This is a genomic window from Chimaeribacter californicus (genome assembly GCF_002858675.1).
Lineage (GTDB): Bacteria > Pseudomonadota > Gammaproteobacteria > Enterobacterales > Enterobacteriaceae > Chimaeribacter > Chimaeribacter californicus.
The window spans coordinates 340,837-358,112 of sequence record NZ_PJZF01000003.1 but is presented as its reverse complement, the minus strand read 5'-3'; the positions used below and the strand labels follow the sequence as shown (position 1 = coordinate 358,112).

The 17,276-nt window shown below is 57.3% G+C and carries 14 protein-coding genes; all 14 read left to right on the top strand.

Annotated features, from left to right (window positions below; all coding sequences use genetic code 11):
* Nucleotides 1-389 precede the first annotated feature (389 nt).
* The 14 genes from lrhA (at nucleotide 390) to nuoN (ending at nucleotide 17,140) form a co-directional block, all read left to right on the top strand.
* On the top strand, nucleotides 390-1,322 hold the full coding sequence (gene lrhA / locus CYR55_RS06305) for a transcriptional regulator LrhA (RefSeq protein ID WP_101815293.1): 933 nt from the start codon (nucleotides 390-392) through the stop codon (nucleotides 1,320-1,322).
* Between the two features lie 677 nt (nucleotides 1,323-1,999).
* Nucleotides 2,000-2,437: an NADH-quinone oxidoreductase subunit A gene (locus CYR55_RS06300; RefSeq protein WP_101815292.1), complete on the top strand. Its 438-nt coding sequence runs from the start codon at nucleotides 2,000-2,002 to the stop codon at nucleotides 2,435-2,437.
* A 15-nt stretch (nucleotides 2,438-2,452) separates the two neighbouring features.
* A complete protein-coding gene (locus CYR55_RS06295; protein WP_072930543.1) occupies nucleotides 2,453-3,127 on the top strand; it encodes a NuoB/complex I 20 kDa subunit family protein in 675 nt (224 codons plus the stop codon).
* A gap of 153 nt (nucleotides 3,128-3,280) precedes the next feature.
* Nucleotides 3,281-5,080: an NADH-quinone oxidoreductase subunit C/D gene (gene nuoC / locus CYR55_RS06290; RefSeq protein WP_101815291.1), complete on the top strand. Its 1,800-nt coding sequence runs from the start codon at nucleotides 3,281-3,283 to the stop codon at nucleotides 5,078-5,080.
* Nucleotides 5,081-5,082: 2 nt separating this feature from the next.
* Nucleotides 5,083-5,619, top strand: coding sequence for an NADH-quinone oxidoreductase subunit NuoE (gene nuoE, locus CYR55_RS06285; protein WP_101815290.1), 537 nt, complete (start codon nucleotides 5,083-5,085; stop codon nucleotides 5,617-5,619).
* A complete protein-coding gene (nuoF, locus tag CYR55_RS06280; RefSeq protein ID WP_101815289.1) occupies nucleotides 5,616-6,986 on the top strand; it encodes an NADH-quinone oxidoreductase subunit NuoF in 1,371 nt (456 codons plus the stop codon). Before nuoE ends, nuoF begins: the two co-directional genes overlap by 4 nt.
* 97 nt (nucleotides 6,987-7,083) lie before the next feature.
* On the top strand, nucleotides 7,084-9,810 hold the full coding sequence (gene nuoG / locus CYR55_RS06275) for an NADH-quinone oxidoreductase subunit NuoG (RefSeq protein WP_101815288.1): 2,727 nt from the start codon (nucleotides 7,084-7,086) through the stop codon (nucleotides 9,808-9,810).
* Nucleotides 9,807-10,784 (top strand): NADH-quinone oxidoreductase subunit NuoH, encoded by a 978-nt coding sequence (nuoH, locus tag CYR55_RS06270; RefSeq protein ID WP_101815287.1) that lies wholly within the window; start codon nucleotides 9,807-9,809, stop codon nucleotides 10,782-10,784. Before nuoG ends, nuoH begins: the two co-directional genes overlap by 4 nt.
* A gap of 14 nt (nucleotides 10,785-10,798) precedes the next feature.
* Complete coding sequence (gene nuoI, locus CYR55_RS06265; RefSeq protein WP_072930529.1) at nucleotides 10,799-11,341, top strand: NADH-quinone oxidoreductase subunit NuoI; 543 nt, start codon at nucleotides 10,799-10,801, stop codon at nucleotides 11,339-11,341.
* A 13-nt stretch (nucleotides 11,342-11,354) separates the two neighbouring features.
* Complete coding sequence (gene nuoJ / locus CYR55_RS06260; RefSeq protein ID WP_101815286.1) at nucleotides 11,355-11,900, top strand: NADH-quinone oxidoreductase subunit J; 546 nt, start codon at nucleotides 11,355-11,357, stop codon at nucleotides 11,898-11,900.
* Nucleotides 11,897-12,199, top strand: coding sequence for an NADH-quinone oxidoreductase subunit NuoK (nuoK, locus tag CYR55_RS06255; protein ID WP_101815285.1), 303 nt, complete (start codon nucleotides 11,897-11,899; stop codon nucleotides 12,197-12,199). The genes nuoJ and nuoK overlap by 4 nt, the downstream gene beginning before the upstream one ends.
* Nucleotides 12,196-14,040, top strand: a complete 1,845-nt coding sequence (nuoL, locus tag CYR55_RS06250; protein WP_101815284.1) for an NADH-quinone oxidoreductase subunit L — start codon at nucleotides 12,196-12,198, stop codon at nucleotides 14,038-14,040. The genes nuoK and nuoL overlap by 4 nt, the downstream gene beginning before the upstream one ends.
* A 106-nt stretch (nucleotides 14,041-14,146) precedes the next feature.
* On the top strand, nucleotides 14,147-15,676 hold the full coding sequence (gene nuoM / locus CYR55_RS06245) for an NADH-quinone oxidoreductase subunit M (RefSeq protein WP_101815283.1): 1,530 nt from the start codon (nucleotides 14,147-14,149) through the stop codon (nucleotides 15,674-15,676).
* A gap of 6 nt (nucleotides 15,677-15,682) precedes the next feature.
* On the top strand, nucleotides 15,683-17,140 hold the full coding sequence (nuoN, locus tag CYR55_RS06240; protein ID WP_101815282.1) for an NADH-quinone oxidoreductase subunit NuoN: 1,458 nt from the start codon (nucleotides 15,683-15,685) through the stop codon (nucleotides 17,138-17,140).
* The last annotated feature ends 136 nt before the right edge of the window (nucleotides 17,141-17,276 follow it).

The window sequence follows — 17,276 nt, the reverse complement described above, 5'->3', positions numbered from 1 at the left end:
AATTTTCTTTGTGTGGCCTATTTGAAACAGGGTTTTCATAATTTGAGTCAATATAGGCTGTTGCATGTTTATAACAATTTTTCGTAACCTCTTTACTGCAAAGAGAGCAGCAGGTGGCAAAAGGCGGCACAGGATACGGTCATCTTGTAAAAGGAAGACAGGCTCACGTCAGACGAGGGGAGTTTTTTTCATTCTAATAAATCCGCATTCTTAGGTCGGAGGATTATTTTGAATCTAATGAATCGGAAAATTCTGGCGGATTATAACGATTTTTTACCCCTAAGAAATGAGTGGGGGAGTGTCTTATCTGGTATTCTGCATTCTGTGAATACTACACACGCAATGCCAGGGTAGTTTGTTATTAGATTCTAAAAAGTGAAGAAAACACTATGACAAATGCAACTCGTCCGATACTTAATCTGGATCTTGATCTGCTCAGGACCTTTGTCGCTGTTGCTGATTTGAATACTTTTGCCGCAGCCGCTGCTGCGGTTTGCCGTACACAGTCTGCTGTAAGTCAGCAGATGCAGCGTTTAGAGCAGTTGGTGGGTAAAGAGCTTTTTGCCCGCCATGGCCGTAATAAGCTGCTGACTGAACACGGTATTCAACTACTTGGTTATGCGAGAAAGATTCTGCGGTTCAACGATGAAGCCTGTACTTCGTTGATGTACAGCGATGTACAGGGCGTAATGACCATCGGCGCGTCCGATGATACGGCAGATACCATTCTGCCCTTCCTGTTAAACCGGGTCACCTCGGTCTATCCGAAACTGGCAATTGATGTCCGGGTAAAACGCAGCCCGTTCATGATGGAAATGCTGGAGAAGAACGAGATCGATCTGGCTGTGACCACTGTCGTGGATAACGAACATCCGCACGTTATTCTGCGCACCTCGCCAACCTTGTGGTACTGCGCCGCCGACTATAAGTTCCCGACCGGCGATGCCGTTCCGCTGGTGCTGCTGGATGAACCCAGTCCGTACCGCAGCATGGCGATTAACTTACTTAACCAGGCAGGAATTCCCTGGCGTATCGCGTATGTCGCTTCGACATTATCTGCAATACGTGCAGCCGTTCGCGCCGGTTTAGGTGTGACAGCGCGGCCGATTGAGATGATGAGCCCGGAACTGCGGGTACTGGGCGATGCTGAAGGCTTGCCGAAACTGCCGGATACACAATACGGTCTGTACAAAAATGCCGAGTGTGAAAGTGAACTGGCGATGGCGATTTTCAGTGCGGTTGAAAACGGCAATGAACCTTATGTGGCGACTCAGGCACCTTCAAGTGCGGATAATGAGTATCTGCTTGATGATGATGATTAATGCTGCATAAGTAATGAAAGATAACCTGTTTATAATTAACGGGTTATCTTTACTCTCTTTTTGTTTTGGCTTTTTTGCTTATCTCTTTTTCCTTAGTTGTCATTTTTTCAGGTTTTTCCCACTCTCCTCCTGCGTAATCCTCCCGGTTTTTTGTAAATAATAAGAATGGGTTTCATTCTCATTATACTGCACCCGCCTTCATTTTATTTTTTAAAACACCATTTCTTATTTTTTGAATAGTGTAAGTTATTTTCATTTTTTGTCTGTTTTTTTAGCAAACATGCAAAAAGTGTGTCCTGGATCAAAAAAATAACCCCAGTTATTACAAGGAAGCCCAGAAACTTTTTTGCAGGGTGCTATAGTTGTTCGCGACTCCTTACTCCTTTTAACATCCTTCTGTTAATGCTCATTTTTTAACTGACACGATTTAGCATACGTTAGCGCATGCAATGTTAATAAAATGATACTCATGTAAAATAATATAGAGTTACTTTTGTTAAAGTTGACAAAAGGTTATAGAAAGGGGTAAAAAGCCCACAGTAAAACACCGCCTTAAGCATGTTTCAGGCCCTGTTTTGGTGTGGTTATTAATCCTTCCCTTGAATCGATGTGGTGCAGCAGCTGCCGGTTAAAAGAGCAGAACAGACGTCGCCGCTTTTGATGAGTAAGCTAAGAGTATGTCAACAACCACTGAAGTCATCGCTCATAACTGGGCGTTCGCCATATTCCTTATCGTTGCTATCGGGCTTTGCGGGCTCATGCTTCTCGGCGCGTATTTTTTGGGTGGGAGAGCCCGGGCGCGTGGGAAGAATATCCCGTTTGAGTCAGGCATAGACCCGGTAGGATCGGCAAGAATGCGGCTTTCGGCCAAATTCTATCTGGTAGCCATGTTTTTCGTCATTTTCGATGTGGAAGCCTTGTATCTCTATGCATGGTCAACCTCCATCCGTGAAAGCGGCTGGACAGGGTTCATCGAAGCCACCATTTTCATTGTAGTGTTGCTGGCAGGTCTGGTGTATCTGGTGCGTATCGGCGCGCTGGACTGGGCACCGGTGCGTTCGAAAGGGCGCAGGCCGGAGGCAATGACTCACAACACCCCACGTCATCCGCAGTAACAGCGAGGCATTAAGATGGACTATACGCTGACCCGCGTAGAACCTGACGGTGAGAACGACCGTTACCCCCTGCAAAAACAGGAGATTGTTACCGATCCCCTGGAGCAACATGTTCACCGCAGCGTCTATATGGGCAAACTCGAACATGCATTGCATGACATGGTGAACTGGGGGCGCAAAAACTCTCTTTGGCCGTATAACTTCGGCCTGTCGTGCTGTTATGTGGAAATGGTGTCTTCATTTACCGCCGTGCATGACGTAGCCCGTTTTGGCGCAGAAGTGCTGCGTGCCTCGCCCCGCCAGGCTGACTTCATGGTGGTGGCCGGTACGCCGTTCACCAAAATGGCCCCGGTTATCCAGCGCCTTTATGACCAGATGCTGGAACCGAAATGGGTCATCTCGATGGGGGCCTGTGCCAACTCCGGCGGCATGTATGACATCTATTCCGTGGTGCAGGGCGTGGATAAGTTCCTGCCGGTTGACGTCTACATTCCCGGTTGCCCGCCGCGCCCCGAAGCCTATATGCAGGCGTTGATGCTGTTGCAGGAGTCGATCGGGAAAGAGCGCCGCCCCCTCTCGTGGGTGGTGGGTGACCAGGGGGTATACCGCGCCAACATGCAATCCGAAAGAGAGCGTAAGCATGGTGAGCGTATTGCAGTGAAAAATCTGCGTACTCCTGACGAGATTTAACGCGACGGTCAGATTCGTCCGTTACGTTGGCTGCTGCACCCTCTCACTCTGCGCGAACCGGCAACATCATGCCGCCGTGAAGGGAACAGAGCAGAAAGACAATAAGCGCAGCGACGCCCGGCGCGCCCTGACCATTTTATGTGGTGAAAAAATATGACAGATTTGACGACGCATGACCTCGCCCAGCCGGCCTGGCACTCCCGCGATCATCAGGATGATCCGGTCGTGGGCGAACTGCGTAACCGTTTTGGGCCGGATGCCTTTACTTTGCAGGCAACCCGTACCGGGATCCCGGTATTGTGGGTCAAGCGTGAGCAGTTGCTGGAAATCATGACCTTTTTGCGTAAGCTGCCGAAGCCTTACGTCATGCTGTATGACCTGCATGGCATGGATGAGCGGCTGCGTACCCACCGCCACGGCCTGCCGGCGGCGGATTTTTCGGTGTTTTATCACCTGCTCTCCATTGAGCGTAACACCGACATCATGCTCAAGGTCGCGCTGTCTGAAAACGACCTGCATGTGCCGACTGCCACCAAAATCTTCCCGAATGCCAACTGGTATGAGCGTGAAACCTGGGAGATGTTCGGCATCACCTTTGACGGCCACCCGCACCTGACGCGCATCATGATGCCGCCGACCTGGGAAGGGCACCCGCTGCGTAAAGACTACCCGGCCCGCGCCACCGAGTTTGACCCTTTCACACTGACCAAGCAGAAAGAAGCGCTGGAAATGGAAGCGCTGACTTTCAAGCCGGAAGAGTGGGGCATGAAGCGCGGTACCGAAAATGAGGACTTCATGTTCCTCAACCTTGGCCCGAACCACCCCTCTGCGCACGGGGCGTTCCGCATCATCCTGCAACTGGACGGCGAAGAGATCGTCGACTGCGTGCCGGACATCGGCTACCACCACCGCGGCGCAGAAAAGATGGGCGAGCGCCAGTCCTGGCACAGCTACATCCCGTACACTGACCGCGTTGAGTACCTGGGCGGCTGCGTCAATGAGATGCCGTATGTGCTGGCGGTTGAAAAGCTGGCCGGGATTGTGGTGCCGGATCGCGTTAATGTCATCCGCGTGATGCTCTCTGAGCTGTTCCGCATCAACAGCCACCTGCTGTATGTCAGTACCTTCATTCAGGACGTCGGGGCGATGACCCCGGTGTTCTTTGCCTTTACTGACCGCCAGAAAATTTACGATCTGGTCGAAGCCATTACCGGTTTCCGTATGCACCCGGCCTGGTTCCGCATCGGCGGCGTCGCGCATGACCTGCCGCGCGGCTGGGACCGACTGCTGCGTGAATTCCTGGACTGGATGCCGGCACGTCTTGACGGCTATGTGAAAGCGGCGCTGAAAAACTCCATCCTGAAAGGCCGCTCCCAGGGCGTGGCCTCTTACAACGCCAAAGAAGCGCTGGAGTGGGGCGTGACCGGTGCCGGCCTGCGCGCCACCGGGATCGATTTCGACGTGCGCAAAGCCCGTCCTTACTCCGGCTATGAACACTTTGATTTCGAGGTGCCGTTGGGCGACGGCAACAGCGACTGCTACACCCGCGTGATGCTGAAAGTGGAAGAGATCCGCCAGAGCCTGCGCATTCTTGAGCAGTGCCTGAACAACATGCCGGAAGGCCCGTTCAAGGCCGATCACCCGCTGACCACGCCGCCACCGAAAGAGCGCACGCTGCAACATATCGAAACCCTGATTACGCACTTCCTGCAAGTGTCGTGGGGCCCGGTTATGCCTGCTAACGAGGCGTCGCAAATGATCGAGGCGACCAAAGGGATCAACAGCTACTACCTGACCAGTGACGGCAGCACCATGAGCTACCGCACCCGTATCAGGACCCCGAGCTTCCCGCACCTGCAGCATATCCCATCGGTGATCCGTGGCAGCCTGGTATCCGATTTAATCGTGTACCTCGGCAGTATCGATTTTGTAATGTCAGATGTGGACCGCTAACGATGACAGAATTCAATAAAGACTCCCAACCCCTGGCGGTGAACGCCGCCGCCCCGGCCGCCGCAGAGCCGTTTGTGCTTTCAGCGCTTGAACGTGATGCGATCGAGCATGAGAAGCACCATTACGAAGATGCCCGCGCCGCCTCCATTGAAGCGCTGAAAATTGTGCAGAAGCAGCGTGGCTGGGTGCCGGACGGCGCGATCCACGCCATTGCTGAGGTGCTGGGCATCCCGGCCAGTGACGTAGAAGGGGTCGCGACCTTCTACAGCCAGATTTTCCGGCAGCCGGTCGGCCGCCACGTGATTCGCTACTGCGACAGCGTGGTGTGCCACATCACCGGCTATCAGGGCATTCAGGCGGCTATCGAGAAAAAACTGAGCATCAAACCGGGGCAAACCACCTTTGACGGGCGCTTTACCCTGCTGCCGACCTGCTGTCTGGGCAACTGCGACAAAGGGCCGACCATGATGATCGATGAAGATACCCACAGCCACCTGAAGCCGGACGATATTGACGGGCTACTGGAGCAGTATCAATGACAACCACGGGCTTTACTCCACGAACTATCGTCCGTACCGCTGAGCAGCATCCGCTGACCTGGCGCCTGCGTGACGACAAACAGCCGGTCTGGCTGGACGAATACCGCAGCAAGAATGGCTACGCCGGTGCGGAAAAAGCGCTGAAAGGGCTGGCGCAGGATGAGGTGGTCACCCTGGTGAAAGACGCGGGCCTGAAAGGCCGCGGCGGGGCAGGCTTCTCTACCGGGCTGAAATGGAGCCTGATGCCGAAAGACGACAGCATGAACATCCGTTACCTGCTGTGCAACGCCGATGAGATGGAGCCGGGCACCTACAAAGACCGCCTGCTGATGGAGCAACTGCCCCATCTGCTGGTGGAAGGGATGCTGATCGGCGCGTATGCGCTGAAAGCCTACCGCGGCTACATCTTCCTGCGCGGCGAATACATTGAAGCGGCCGTTAACCTGCGTCGCGCCATTGCCGAGGCTACCGAAGCGGGCCTGCTCGGCAAAAACATCCTCGGTTCCGGGTTTGATTTTGAACTGATTGTGCACACCGGGGCCGGGCGTTACATCTGCGGTGAAGAGACGGCGCTGATCAACTCCCTGGAAGGCCGCCGCGCCAACCCGCGTTCCAAGCCGCCGTTCCCGGCGTCTGCCGGGGTGTGGGGCAAACCGACCTGTGTGAATAACGTGGAAACGCTGTGCAATGTGCCAGCGATCATCGAGCACGGCGTGGAGTGGTACCAGGGCATTACCGGCGGTAAAAGCAAAGATGCGGGCACCAAGATGATGGGCTTCTCCGGCCGGGTTAAAAATCCGGGCGTCTGGGAGCTGCCGTTCGGCATCACCGCGCGCGAAATCCTCGAAGATTACGCCGGCGGCATGCGTGACGGGCTGAAATTCAAAGCCTGGCAGCCGGGTGGCGCGGGTACCGACTTCCTCACTGCTGACCACCTTGACCTGCCGATGGATTTCGAAAGCATCGGTAAGGCCGGCAGCCGTCTGGGGACGGCGCTGGCGATGGCGGTGGACCACGAGATCAATATGGTGTCGCTGGTGCGCAACCTGGAAGAGTTCTTCGCCCGTGAATCCTGTGGCTGGTGTACGCCGTGCCGTGATGGCCTGCCGTGGAGCGTCAAAATCCTGCGGGCGCTGGAGCGTGGCGAAGGCCAGCCCGGTGACATCGAAACGCTGGAGCAGCTCTGCCGCTTCCTCGGCCCCGGGAAAACCTTCTGCGCCCATGCGCCGGGTGCCGTGGAGCCGCTGCAAAGCGCGATTAAATATTTCCGGGACGAATTTGAGGCGGGCATCGCCAAACAGCATTTCAGCAATGCGCATGCCATCAACGGCATCCAGAGCAATAACCTGCTGAAACAGCGTTTTTGATGGCCGTCGCAGAGGTGGGGACCTTATCCCGCCCGCGCCCTTTAGAATTTTTGATTAACGCCCGTGCCTGCACGGGCCTCGTGGAAGCATGCTGACTATGGCTACGATTCATGTAGACGGCAAAGAATACGACGTAGACGGAGCGGACAACCTGTTACAGGCTTGCCTCTCTCTCGGCCTCGATATTCCTTATTTTTGCTGGCATCCGGCGCTGGGAAGCGTCGGCGCTTGCCGCCAATGTGCGGTTAAGCAGTACCAAAATGCGGAAGATACCCGTGGCCGCCTGGTGATGTCCTGTATGACACCCGCATCGGATGGCACCTTTATCTCGATTGATGATAAAGAAGCGAGGGATTTCCGTGAGAGCGTCGTTGAATGGCTGATGACCAACCACCCGCATGACTGCCCGGTCTGCGAGGAGGGCGGCAACTGCCACCTGCAGGATATGACGGTAATGACCGGCCACAGTTTCCGCCGGTACCGCTTTACCAAACGCACCCACCAGAACCAGTATCTTGGGCCGTTTATCTCCCATGAGATGAACCGCTGTATCGCCTGTTACCGCTGCGTGCGCTACTACAAAGATTATGCCGACGGCACCGATCTTGGGGTCTACGGCGCGCATGACAATGTCTATTTCGGCCGCCCGGAAGATGGCGTGCTGGAGAGTGAATTCTCCGGCAACCTGGTGGAAGTCTGCCCGACCGGCGTCTTCACCGACAAAACGCACTCCGAACGCTATAACCGTAAGTGGGACATGCAGTTTGCCCCGAGCATCTGCCAGCAGTGCAGCGTCGGCTGTAACACCAGCCCCGGCGAGCGCTACGGTGAACTGCGCCGTATTGAAAACCGCTATAACGGCACGGTTAACCAGTATTTCCTGTGTGACCGCGGCCGCTTTGGCTATGGCTACGTCAACCTGAAAGATCGGCCCAAACATCCCCGCCAGCGGCGCGGTAATGACTGGATCGAACTCAATGCCGAGCAGGCGATGCAGGGCGCAGCGGATATTCTGCGTCAGGCGAAAAAAACCATCGGTATCGGCTCGCCGCGCGCCAGCCTGGAGAGCAACTTCGCCTTGCGCGAGCTGGTCGGCGCTGAAAACTTCTATACCGGCATTGCGGCTCCCGAGCAGGCGCGGCTGAAAATGATGCTGAACATCCTGCAAAACAGCGGCGTACATACGCCGTCGTTGCGCGAGATTGAGAGCTATGACGCGGTGCTGATCCTGGGTGAAGATCTGACCCAGACCGGCGCCCGCATTGCGCTTTCCGTCCGGCAGGCGGTGAAAGGCAAAGCGCGCCAGATGGCTGCCGCCCAGCGTGTGGCTGACTGGCAGATCGCGGCCGTGCTTAACATCGGTCAGCACGCCAAACATCCGCTGTTTATGACCAGCGTTGACAGCACCAAAATGGATGACATCGCCGCCTGGAGCTACCGCGCCCCGGTGGAAGAGCAGGCGCGCCTCGGTTTCGCCATTGCCCATGCACTGGACGACAGCGCCCCGGCCGTCAGCGATCTCGCTGAAGGCCTGAAAGGCAAAATGGACGTGATCGTGCAGGCCCTGGCCGGTGCGCAAAAACCGCTGATCATCACCGGCAGCAGCGCCGGCAGTGACGCGGTGATCGCTGCCGCCGCGAACGTGGCCCGTGCGCTGAAAACCCGCGGCAGCAATGTCGGCATCACCTTTGTGGCCTCGGCCGCCAACAGCATGGGCCTGGCCCTGATGGGCGGCGGTTCGCTCGACGACGCGCTGGCGATGCTGGCGAACGGGCACGCAGACAGCGCCATCGTGATGGAGAACGATCTCTACCGCCATGCCGCCGCTGACCGCGTTGATGCCGCCCTGGCAAACGTCAGCAACCTGATTGTGGCCGACCACCAGCATACCGCGCTGATGGATAAAGCGACTCTGGTGCTGCCGGCCGCCAGCTTTGCAGAAAGTGACGGCACGCTGGTGAATCAGGAAGGCCGCGCCCAGCGCTTCTTCCAGGTGTATGACCCGGCGTACTACGACCACAGCGTGGCAATGCTGGAGAGCTGGCGCTGGATGCACTCGCTGCACTCCGTCTATACCAGCCGCCAGGTGGACTGGACGCAACTGGATGATGTGATTGACGCCTGCGTGACCGCGCTGCCGCAACTCAGCGCCATCCGCGAAGCGGCACCGGATGCCTCTTTCCGTATCCGCGGGCAGAAGCTTTCCCGTTCCCCGCACCGCTCCAGCGGCCGCACGGCGATGCGCGCGAATATCAACGTGCATGAGCCGCGTCAGCCGGTAGACCGTGACACCATGTTTGCATTCTCAATGGAAGGGAACAACAGCCCGCTGGCCGACCGCAATCAGGTGCCGTTTGCCTGGGCACCGGGCTGGAACTCCCCACAGGCCTGGAACAAGTTCCAGGACGAAGTGGGCGGCCACCTGCGCCACGGCGATCCGGGTGTGCGCCTGATTGAAGCAGGGGAGGGCAGCCTCGACTGGTTCCGTGACGTGCCGGCTGCTGCACCGGCGGTGGCCGGCCAGTGGCGGGTTGCCCCTTACTATCATCTTTTCGGCAGTGAAGAGCTGTCCCAGCGTGCGCCGGTCATCCAGCAACGGATGCCGCAGCCGTATGTGATGGTCAGCCGTGACGATGTAGCCCGTCTGGGCGTCAATCCGGGTGCGCTGGTGGAATTCACCTGCGCCGGTCAGCGCCTGCGCCTGCCGGTACGCCTGAGTGAGACCCTCAGCCAGGGGCAACTTGGCCTGCCGCTGGGGTTGCCGGGTATTCCGCCGATCCTGGCAGGAGCAACGGTTGAAAATCTGCGGGAGGCGGCATTATGAGTTGGTTTACCTCTGAGGTGATCGATGTGCTGATCGCCATCCTGAAAGCGGTGGTGATTCTGCTGGTCGTGGTCTCCTGCGGTGCGTTCATGAGCTTCGGTGAACGCCGCCTGCTCGGCCTGTTCCAGAACCGGTACGGGCCAAACCGTGTCGGCTGGGGCGGGTCGCTCCAGCTGGTGGCCGACATGATCAAGATGTTCTTCAAAGAGGACTGGGTGCCGCCGTTCACCGACCGGGCGATCTTCACCCTGGCCCCGATGATCGCGTTTACCTCGTTGCTGCTGGCCTTCGCCATTGTGCCGGTCAGCCCGACCTGGGCGGTATCTAACCTGAACATCGGGATTCTGTTCTTCCTGATGATGGCCGGCCTCACGGTGTACGCCGTGCTGTTCGCCGGCTGGTCGAGTAACAACAAATACTCGCTGCTGGGGGCGATGCGTGCCTCTGCCCAAACCCTGAGCTACGAAGTGTTCCTCGGCCTGTCACTGATGGGCGTGGTGGCGCAGGCTGGGTCGTTCAATATGGCTGACATCGTTAATGACCAGGCGCACGTGTGGAACATCATTCCGCAGTTCTTCGGCTTCCTGACCTTTGCGATTGCCGGGGTGGCCGTGTGTCACCGCCATCCGTTTGACCAGCCGGAAGCCGAGCAGGAACTGGCCGATGGTTACCACATTGAATATTCCGGCATGAAATTCGGGCTGTTCTTTGTGGGAGAATATATCGGGATTGTGACGGTATCTGCCCTGATTGTGACGTTGTTCTTCGGCGGCTGGCAGGGTCCGTTCCTGCCGCCGTTTATCTGGTTCGCGCTGAAAACGGCCTTCTTCATGATGATGTTTATCCTGATCCGTGCGGCGCTGCCGCGTCCGCGTTATGACCAGGTGATGTCATTCGGCTGGAAAGTTTGCCTGCCGCTGACCTTGCTGAACCTGCTGGCGACTGCCGCGGTCATTTTGTACAACGCTCAATAAGGGGTGAATGAACCATGACATTGAAAGAGTTAGTGGTTGGTTTCGGCACCCAGCTACGCAGTATCTGGATGATCGGGTTACACGCGTTCAGTAAGCGTGAAACCCAGATGTATCCGGAAGAGCCGGTTTACCTGCCGCCGCGTTACCGTGGCCGCATCGTGCTGACGCGCGATCCGGACGGCGAAGAGCGCTGCGTGGCCTGTAACCTGTGTGCGGTCGCCTGCCCGGTCAGCTGTATTTCCCTGCAAAAAGCAGAAACGAAAGACGGACGCTGGTACCCGGAATTTTTCCGCATCAACTTCTCCCGCTGCATTTTCTGCGGCATGTGTGAAGAGGCGTGCCCGACCACCGCTATCCAGCTGACGCCGGACTTCGAGCTGGGCGAGTTTAAACGCCAGGATCTGGTGTATGAGAAAGAGGATCTGCTGATCTCCGGGCCGGGTAAATATCCGGAATATAACTTCTACCGGATGGCCGGTATGGCAATTGACGGCAAAGCGAAAGGCGATGCGGAAAATGAAGCCAAACCGATCGACGTCAAAGGCCTGATGCCTTAAGGAGCCAGCAAGCATGGAATACGCCTTTTATATCGCCGCATTGGTGGCCGTGGTCGCGACTATCCGCGTCATCTCGCACACCAACCCCGTGCATGCCCTGCTGTACCTGATTGTCTCCCTGCTGGCGATTGCCGCGGTGTTCTTCTCACTGGGCGCCTATTTCGCGGGCGCGCTGGAGATCATCGTCTATGCCGGGGCCATTATGGTGCTGTTCGTGTTCGTGGTGATGATGCTCAACATCGGCAACTCGGTGCAGGAACAGGAGCGTACCTGGCTGAAACCTTCAGCCTGGGCCGGTCCCGGCATTCTGTCCCTGCTGCTGCTGGCGGTGCTGATTTACGCCATCCGCACCATCAACGATCAGGGCATCGACGGCCAGATGATCGATGCGAAAGCGGTGGGCATCAGCTTGTTCGGCCCCTATGTGCTGGCGGTTGAGCTGGCCTCAATGTTGCTGCTGGCCGGCCTGGTGGTGGCTTACCACGTGGGCCGCGAACAGAAGCCCGGCGAGGTGCTGAGCAATGACGCGGTGAAGAGAAAAACGGAGGAAAAAGCATGATCCCTCTACAACACGGCCTGATTCTGGCGGCCATTCTGTTTGTGCTGGGGCTGACCGGGTTGCTGGTTCGTCGCAACCTGTTGTTTATGCTGATAAGCCTTGAGGTGATGATCAACGCGGCCGCACTGGCCTTCGTGGTGGCAGGAAGCTATTGGGGGCAGGCCGACGGCCAGGTGATGTATATCCTGGCGATCAGCCTCGCGGCGGCAGAGGCCAGCGTTGGCCTGGCGCTGTTGCTCCAGCTCTATCGCCGTCGCCATACCCTGAATATTGATACTGTCAGTGAGATGCGCGGATGAACTTACTCTACTTAACTGTTCTGCTACCGCTGATCGGCTTTTTGCTGTTGGCATTTTCCCGCGGCCGCTGGTCAGAAAACCTGTCGGCCACCGTGGGTGTCGGCTCCATTGGCCTGGCGGCGCTGGTTACCGTCTATGTCGGGATGGATTTCCTCAGCCAGCGTGCAGCCGGGATGCAGGTGTTTAACCAGAACCTGTGGAACTGGATGCAGGTCGGCGATTTCAACATCGCTGCGACCCTGACGCTGGACGGCCTGTCGCTGACCATGCTGTCGGTGGTGACCGGTGTGGGCTTCTTCATCCATATGTTCGCTTCCTGGTACATGCGGGGAGAGGAGGGCTACTCACGCTTCTTCGCCTACACCAACCTGTTTATCGCCAGCATGGTGGTTCTGGTGCTGGCCGATAACCTGCTGCTGCTCTATCTCGGCTGGGAAGGGGTGGGGCTCTGCTCCTATCTGCTGATTGGTTTCTACTACACCAATCCGGAGAACGGCAAAGCGGCGATGAAGGCGTTTATCGTGACCCGCGTGGGTGACGTGTTCCTGGCCTTTGCGCTGTTTATCCTTTACCACGAGCTGGGCACGCTGAACATCCGTGAACTGATGGTACTGGCCCCGCAGAAACTGGCGGTAGGCGACACGGCGATCACCTGGGCCACCCTGATGCTGCTGGGCGGCGCGGTCGGTAAATCCGCGCAGTTGCCGTTACAGACCTGGCTGGCGGACGCAATGGCCGGCCCGACGCCGGTTTCCGCGCTGATCCACGCCGCGACCATGGTTACGGCGGGTGTCTACCTGATTGCCCGCACCCATGGCCTGTTCCTGATGGCGCCGGAAGTGCTGCATCTGGTGGGGATTATTGGTGCCGTGACGCTGCTGCTGGCCGGGTTTGCCGCGCTGGTACAGACCGACATCAAACGTGTGCTGGCCTACTCCACCATGAGCCAGATTGGTTACATGTTCCTGGCGCTGGGCGTGCAGGCATGGGATGCGGCGATCTTCCACCTGATGACCCACGCGTTCTTCAAGGCGTTGCTGTTCCTCTCCTCGGGTTCGGTGATCCTGGCCTGCCACCACGAGCAGAACATCTTCAAGATGGGCGGCCTGCGTAAAACCATTCCGCTGGTGTATGTCTGCTTCCTGGTAGGCGGCGCGGCGCTGGCGGCTCTGCCGCTGATTACCGCGGGCTTCTACAGTAAAGATGAGATCCTGTTTGGTGCCTTTGCCAATGGCCACATCAACCTGATGCTTGCCGGGCTGGTCGGTGCCTTCCTGACCTCGCTCTATACCTTCCGCATGATCTTTATCGTGTTCCACGGTGAGCCGAAAACCAAGGCGCACGCCGGTAAGGGCATTACCCATCACCTGCCGCTGATTGTGCTGCTGGTGCTCTCGACCTTTGTCGGCGCATTGATTACGCCGCCGCTGGCGGGTGTGCTGCCGGAGAATCACTTCGGTGAAGACGGCAAGATGATGCTGGAAATCACCTCTGGGATCGTGGCGATTGTCGGCATCCTGCTGGCAGCTGCCCTCTATCTGGGCAAGCGTTCTCTGGTGAACAGTGTGGCGAAGAGTGCCCCCGGCCGCTTCTTTACGGTCTGGTGGTTCCATGCGTGGGGCTTTGACTGGCTCTACGACAAAATCTTCGTCAAACCTTATCTGTTCATTGCGAAATTGCTGCACCGCGATCCGCTGAATTCTCTGATGAACCTGCCGGCATTGATTACCCGCGTGGGTAACCGCGGGCTGGTTCTTACGGAAAATGGCCAGGTGCGCTGGTATATGGCGTCAATGGGTCTGGGTGCAGTGGTCGTACTGGCGCTGTTGTTAGTGGTTTAACGAATAATAGTTTGTCAAACAATGCAATGCGGGCAGGTGAGCCAGGTATTGGCCGCCTGCCGGACAGCACGTTTCACGTTTATTCAAATAAGGGACACCAAACGCCATGCTACTACCTTGGCTAATTCTTATCCCCTTTATCGGCGGTCTGCTGTGTTGGCAGTTTGAGCGCTTCGGTAGCAAGGTACCGCGCTGGATCGCTCTGATCGCCATGGGGCTGACGCTGGCACTGTCACTGCAACTCTGGTTGCAGGGGGGTTATTCTTTACTGGTGCCGCAGGGCATTCCGCAATGGCAGTCTGAATTCCGTCTGTCGTGGATCCCGCGTTTCGGCATTGAATTCCATCTGGCACTGGATGGCCTGTCACTGCTGATGGTGGTGCTCACCGGCCTGCTCGGCGTGCTGGCGGTGCTCTGTTCGTGGCGTGAGATTGAGCGCTATCAGGGCTTTTTCCACCTGAACCTGATGTTCATCCTGGGCGGCGTGATCGGCGTATTCCTCGCCATCGACATGTTCCTGTTCTTCTTCTTCTGGGAAATGATGTTGGTGCCGATGTACTTCCTGATTGCGCTGTGGGGGCATAAAGCGTCAGACGGGAAAACGCGCATCACGGCGGCGACCAAGTTCTTCATCTACACCCAGGCGAGCGGGCTGGTGATGCTGATCGCCATCCTCGGGTTGGTGTTTGTGCACTACAACGCCACCGGGGTCTGGACGTTCAGCTACGAAGCGCTGCTGAACACGCCGATGTCGCATAACGTTGAATACCTGCTTATGCTGGGCTTCTTCATCGCCTTCGCGGTGAAAATGCCGGTGGTACCGTTGCACGGCTGGTTGCCGGATGCCCACAGCCAGGCCCCGACTGCCGGTTCCGTGGACCTGGCCGGGATTTTGCTGAAAACCGCGGCCTACGGCCTGCTGCGCTTCAGCCTGCCGCTGTTCCCGCATGCGTCGGCAGAGTTCGCGCCGATTGCCATGTGGCTCGGCGTGATCGGCATCTTCTACGGTGCCTGGATGGCCTTCGCCCAGACGGACATCAAACGCCTGATCGCCTACACCAGCGTGTCACACATGGGCTTCGTGCTGATTGCCATCTTCACCGGCAGCCAGCTGGCTTATCAGGGTGCCGTGATTCAGATGATCGCCCACGGCCTCTCGGCTGCCGGTCTGTTCATCATCTGCGGCCAGCTTTACGAGCGCCTGCATACCCGTGACATGCGCCTGATGGGTGGCCTCTGGGGGCGCATCAAGTTCATCCCGGCGTTGTCGATGTTCTTTGCTGTCGCTACGCTGGGGATGCCGGGCACCGGTAACTTCGTCGGCGAATTCATGATTCTGTTCGGCAGTTTCAGTGTGGTGCCGGTGATTACCGTGATCTCAACCTTTGGTCTGGTGTTTGCCTCGGTCTACTCGTTGATTATGTTGCAGCGTGCCTATTTCGGTACGCCGAAATCCGATCAGCCGCTGCCTGGGATGTCGCTGCGTGAGCTGTTCATCATTCTGTTGCTGGTGGTGTTGCTGGTGTTGCTGGGGATTTATCCGCAGCCAATCCTGGACACGTCCCATGCGGCGATGAGCAATGTGCAGCACTGGTTCGGGTCTGTGATTCCATCCATTTCAACAACAAGGCCGTAATTCGCCATGACATTTACTCCTCAACACCTGATCGCACTATTACCACTATTGATCGTCGGATTGACGGTGGTGGTTGTGATGCTGTGCATTGCGTGGCGACGCGACCACTTTTTCAACGCGACTCTTTCGGTTATCGGGCTGAACCTGGCGTTGCTGTCGCTTTATTTTGTCTGGCAAAACGGCGCGCTGGATGTCACGCCGCTGCTGCGTGTGGATGGCTACTCGATGCTGTACACCGGGCTGGTGCTGTTGGCCAGCCTGGCGACCTGCACCTTTGCCTACCCGTGGCTGGCGGGCTACCCGGACAACAAGGAAGAGTTCTACCTGCTGGTGCTGATTGCGGCGATGGGCGGCATTTTGCTGGCCAGCGCCAACCATCTGGCCTCGCTGTTCCTCGGGATTGAGCTGGTCTCGCTGCCGCTGTTTGGCCTGATTGGCTATGCCTACCGGCAGAAACGCTCGCTGGAGGCCAGCATCAAGTACATGCTGCTCTCTGCGGCGGCCTCCTCCTTCCTACTGTTCGGGATGGCGCTGCTCTACGCAGATTCCGGCGACCTGTCATTCGTCGGCCTTGGCAAGAGTATGAGTGACAGCATGCTGCATCAGCCGCTGCTGCTGGCGGGCCTGGGCATGATGATTGTCGGCCTCGGCTTCAAGCTGTCGCTGGTACCGTTCCAGCTCTGGACGCCGGACGTCTATCAGGGGGCGCCGGCACCGGTCTCCACCTTCCTGGCGACCGCCAGCAAGATTGCGATTTTCGCAGTGGTGATGCGCCTGTTCCTGTATGCGCCGGTCACTGACAGCGAAGCGGTACGTACCGTGCTGGCGATTATCGCGGTCTGCTCCATCCTGTTCGGTAACATCATGGCGGTCAGCCAGAGCAACATTAAACGCCTGCTCGGCTACTCATCCATTGCCCATCTGGGCTACCTGCTGGTGGCATTAATCGCCGTGCAGACGCACCAGCTGGCGATGGAAACCGTGGGCGTCTACCTGGCGGGTTACCTGTTCAGCAGCCTGGGTGCCTTCGGGGTGGTCAGCCTGATGTCCAGCCCCTACACCGGGCCGGATGCGGAATCCCTGTTCTCTTACCGTGGGCTGTTCTGGCATAAGCCGATCCTCTCTGCGGTGATGACGGTGATGATGCTGTCGCTGGCGGGTATCCCGGTCACACTGGGCTTCATCGGTAAGTTCTTCGTGATTGCGATGGGTGTCAGCGCGCACCTGTGGTGGCTGACCGGTGCAGTGGTGGTGGGCAGTGCGATTGGCCTCTACTACTACCTGCGCGTGACCGTGAGCCTCTACCTCAACGCCCCGGCAGAATTGCAACGCGACACGCCGACCAACTGGGCGTTTACCGCCGGTGGGGTGGTAGTACTGATCTCCGCGATTCTGGTGCTGCTGCTGGGTATCTTCCCGCAACCGCTGATTTCGCTGGTTCAGGCCGCGCAGCCGCTGCTGTAATAGCCTGTATAAAAAACAGAGCCGCCTTCTAAGGCGGCTTTTTTTATGGCGTTGTATTGGTTTATTTCCTTATTATTTCACTGCTTAGCGTGAACTTCTTCTGAAATCAGGATGTAGTAAATCTTAATTTTTGCCC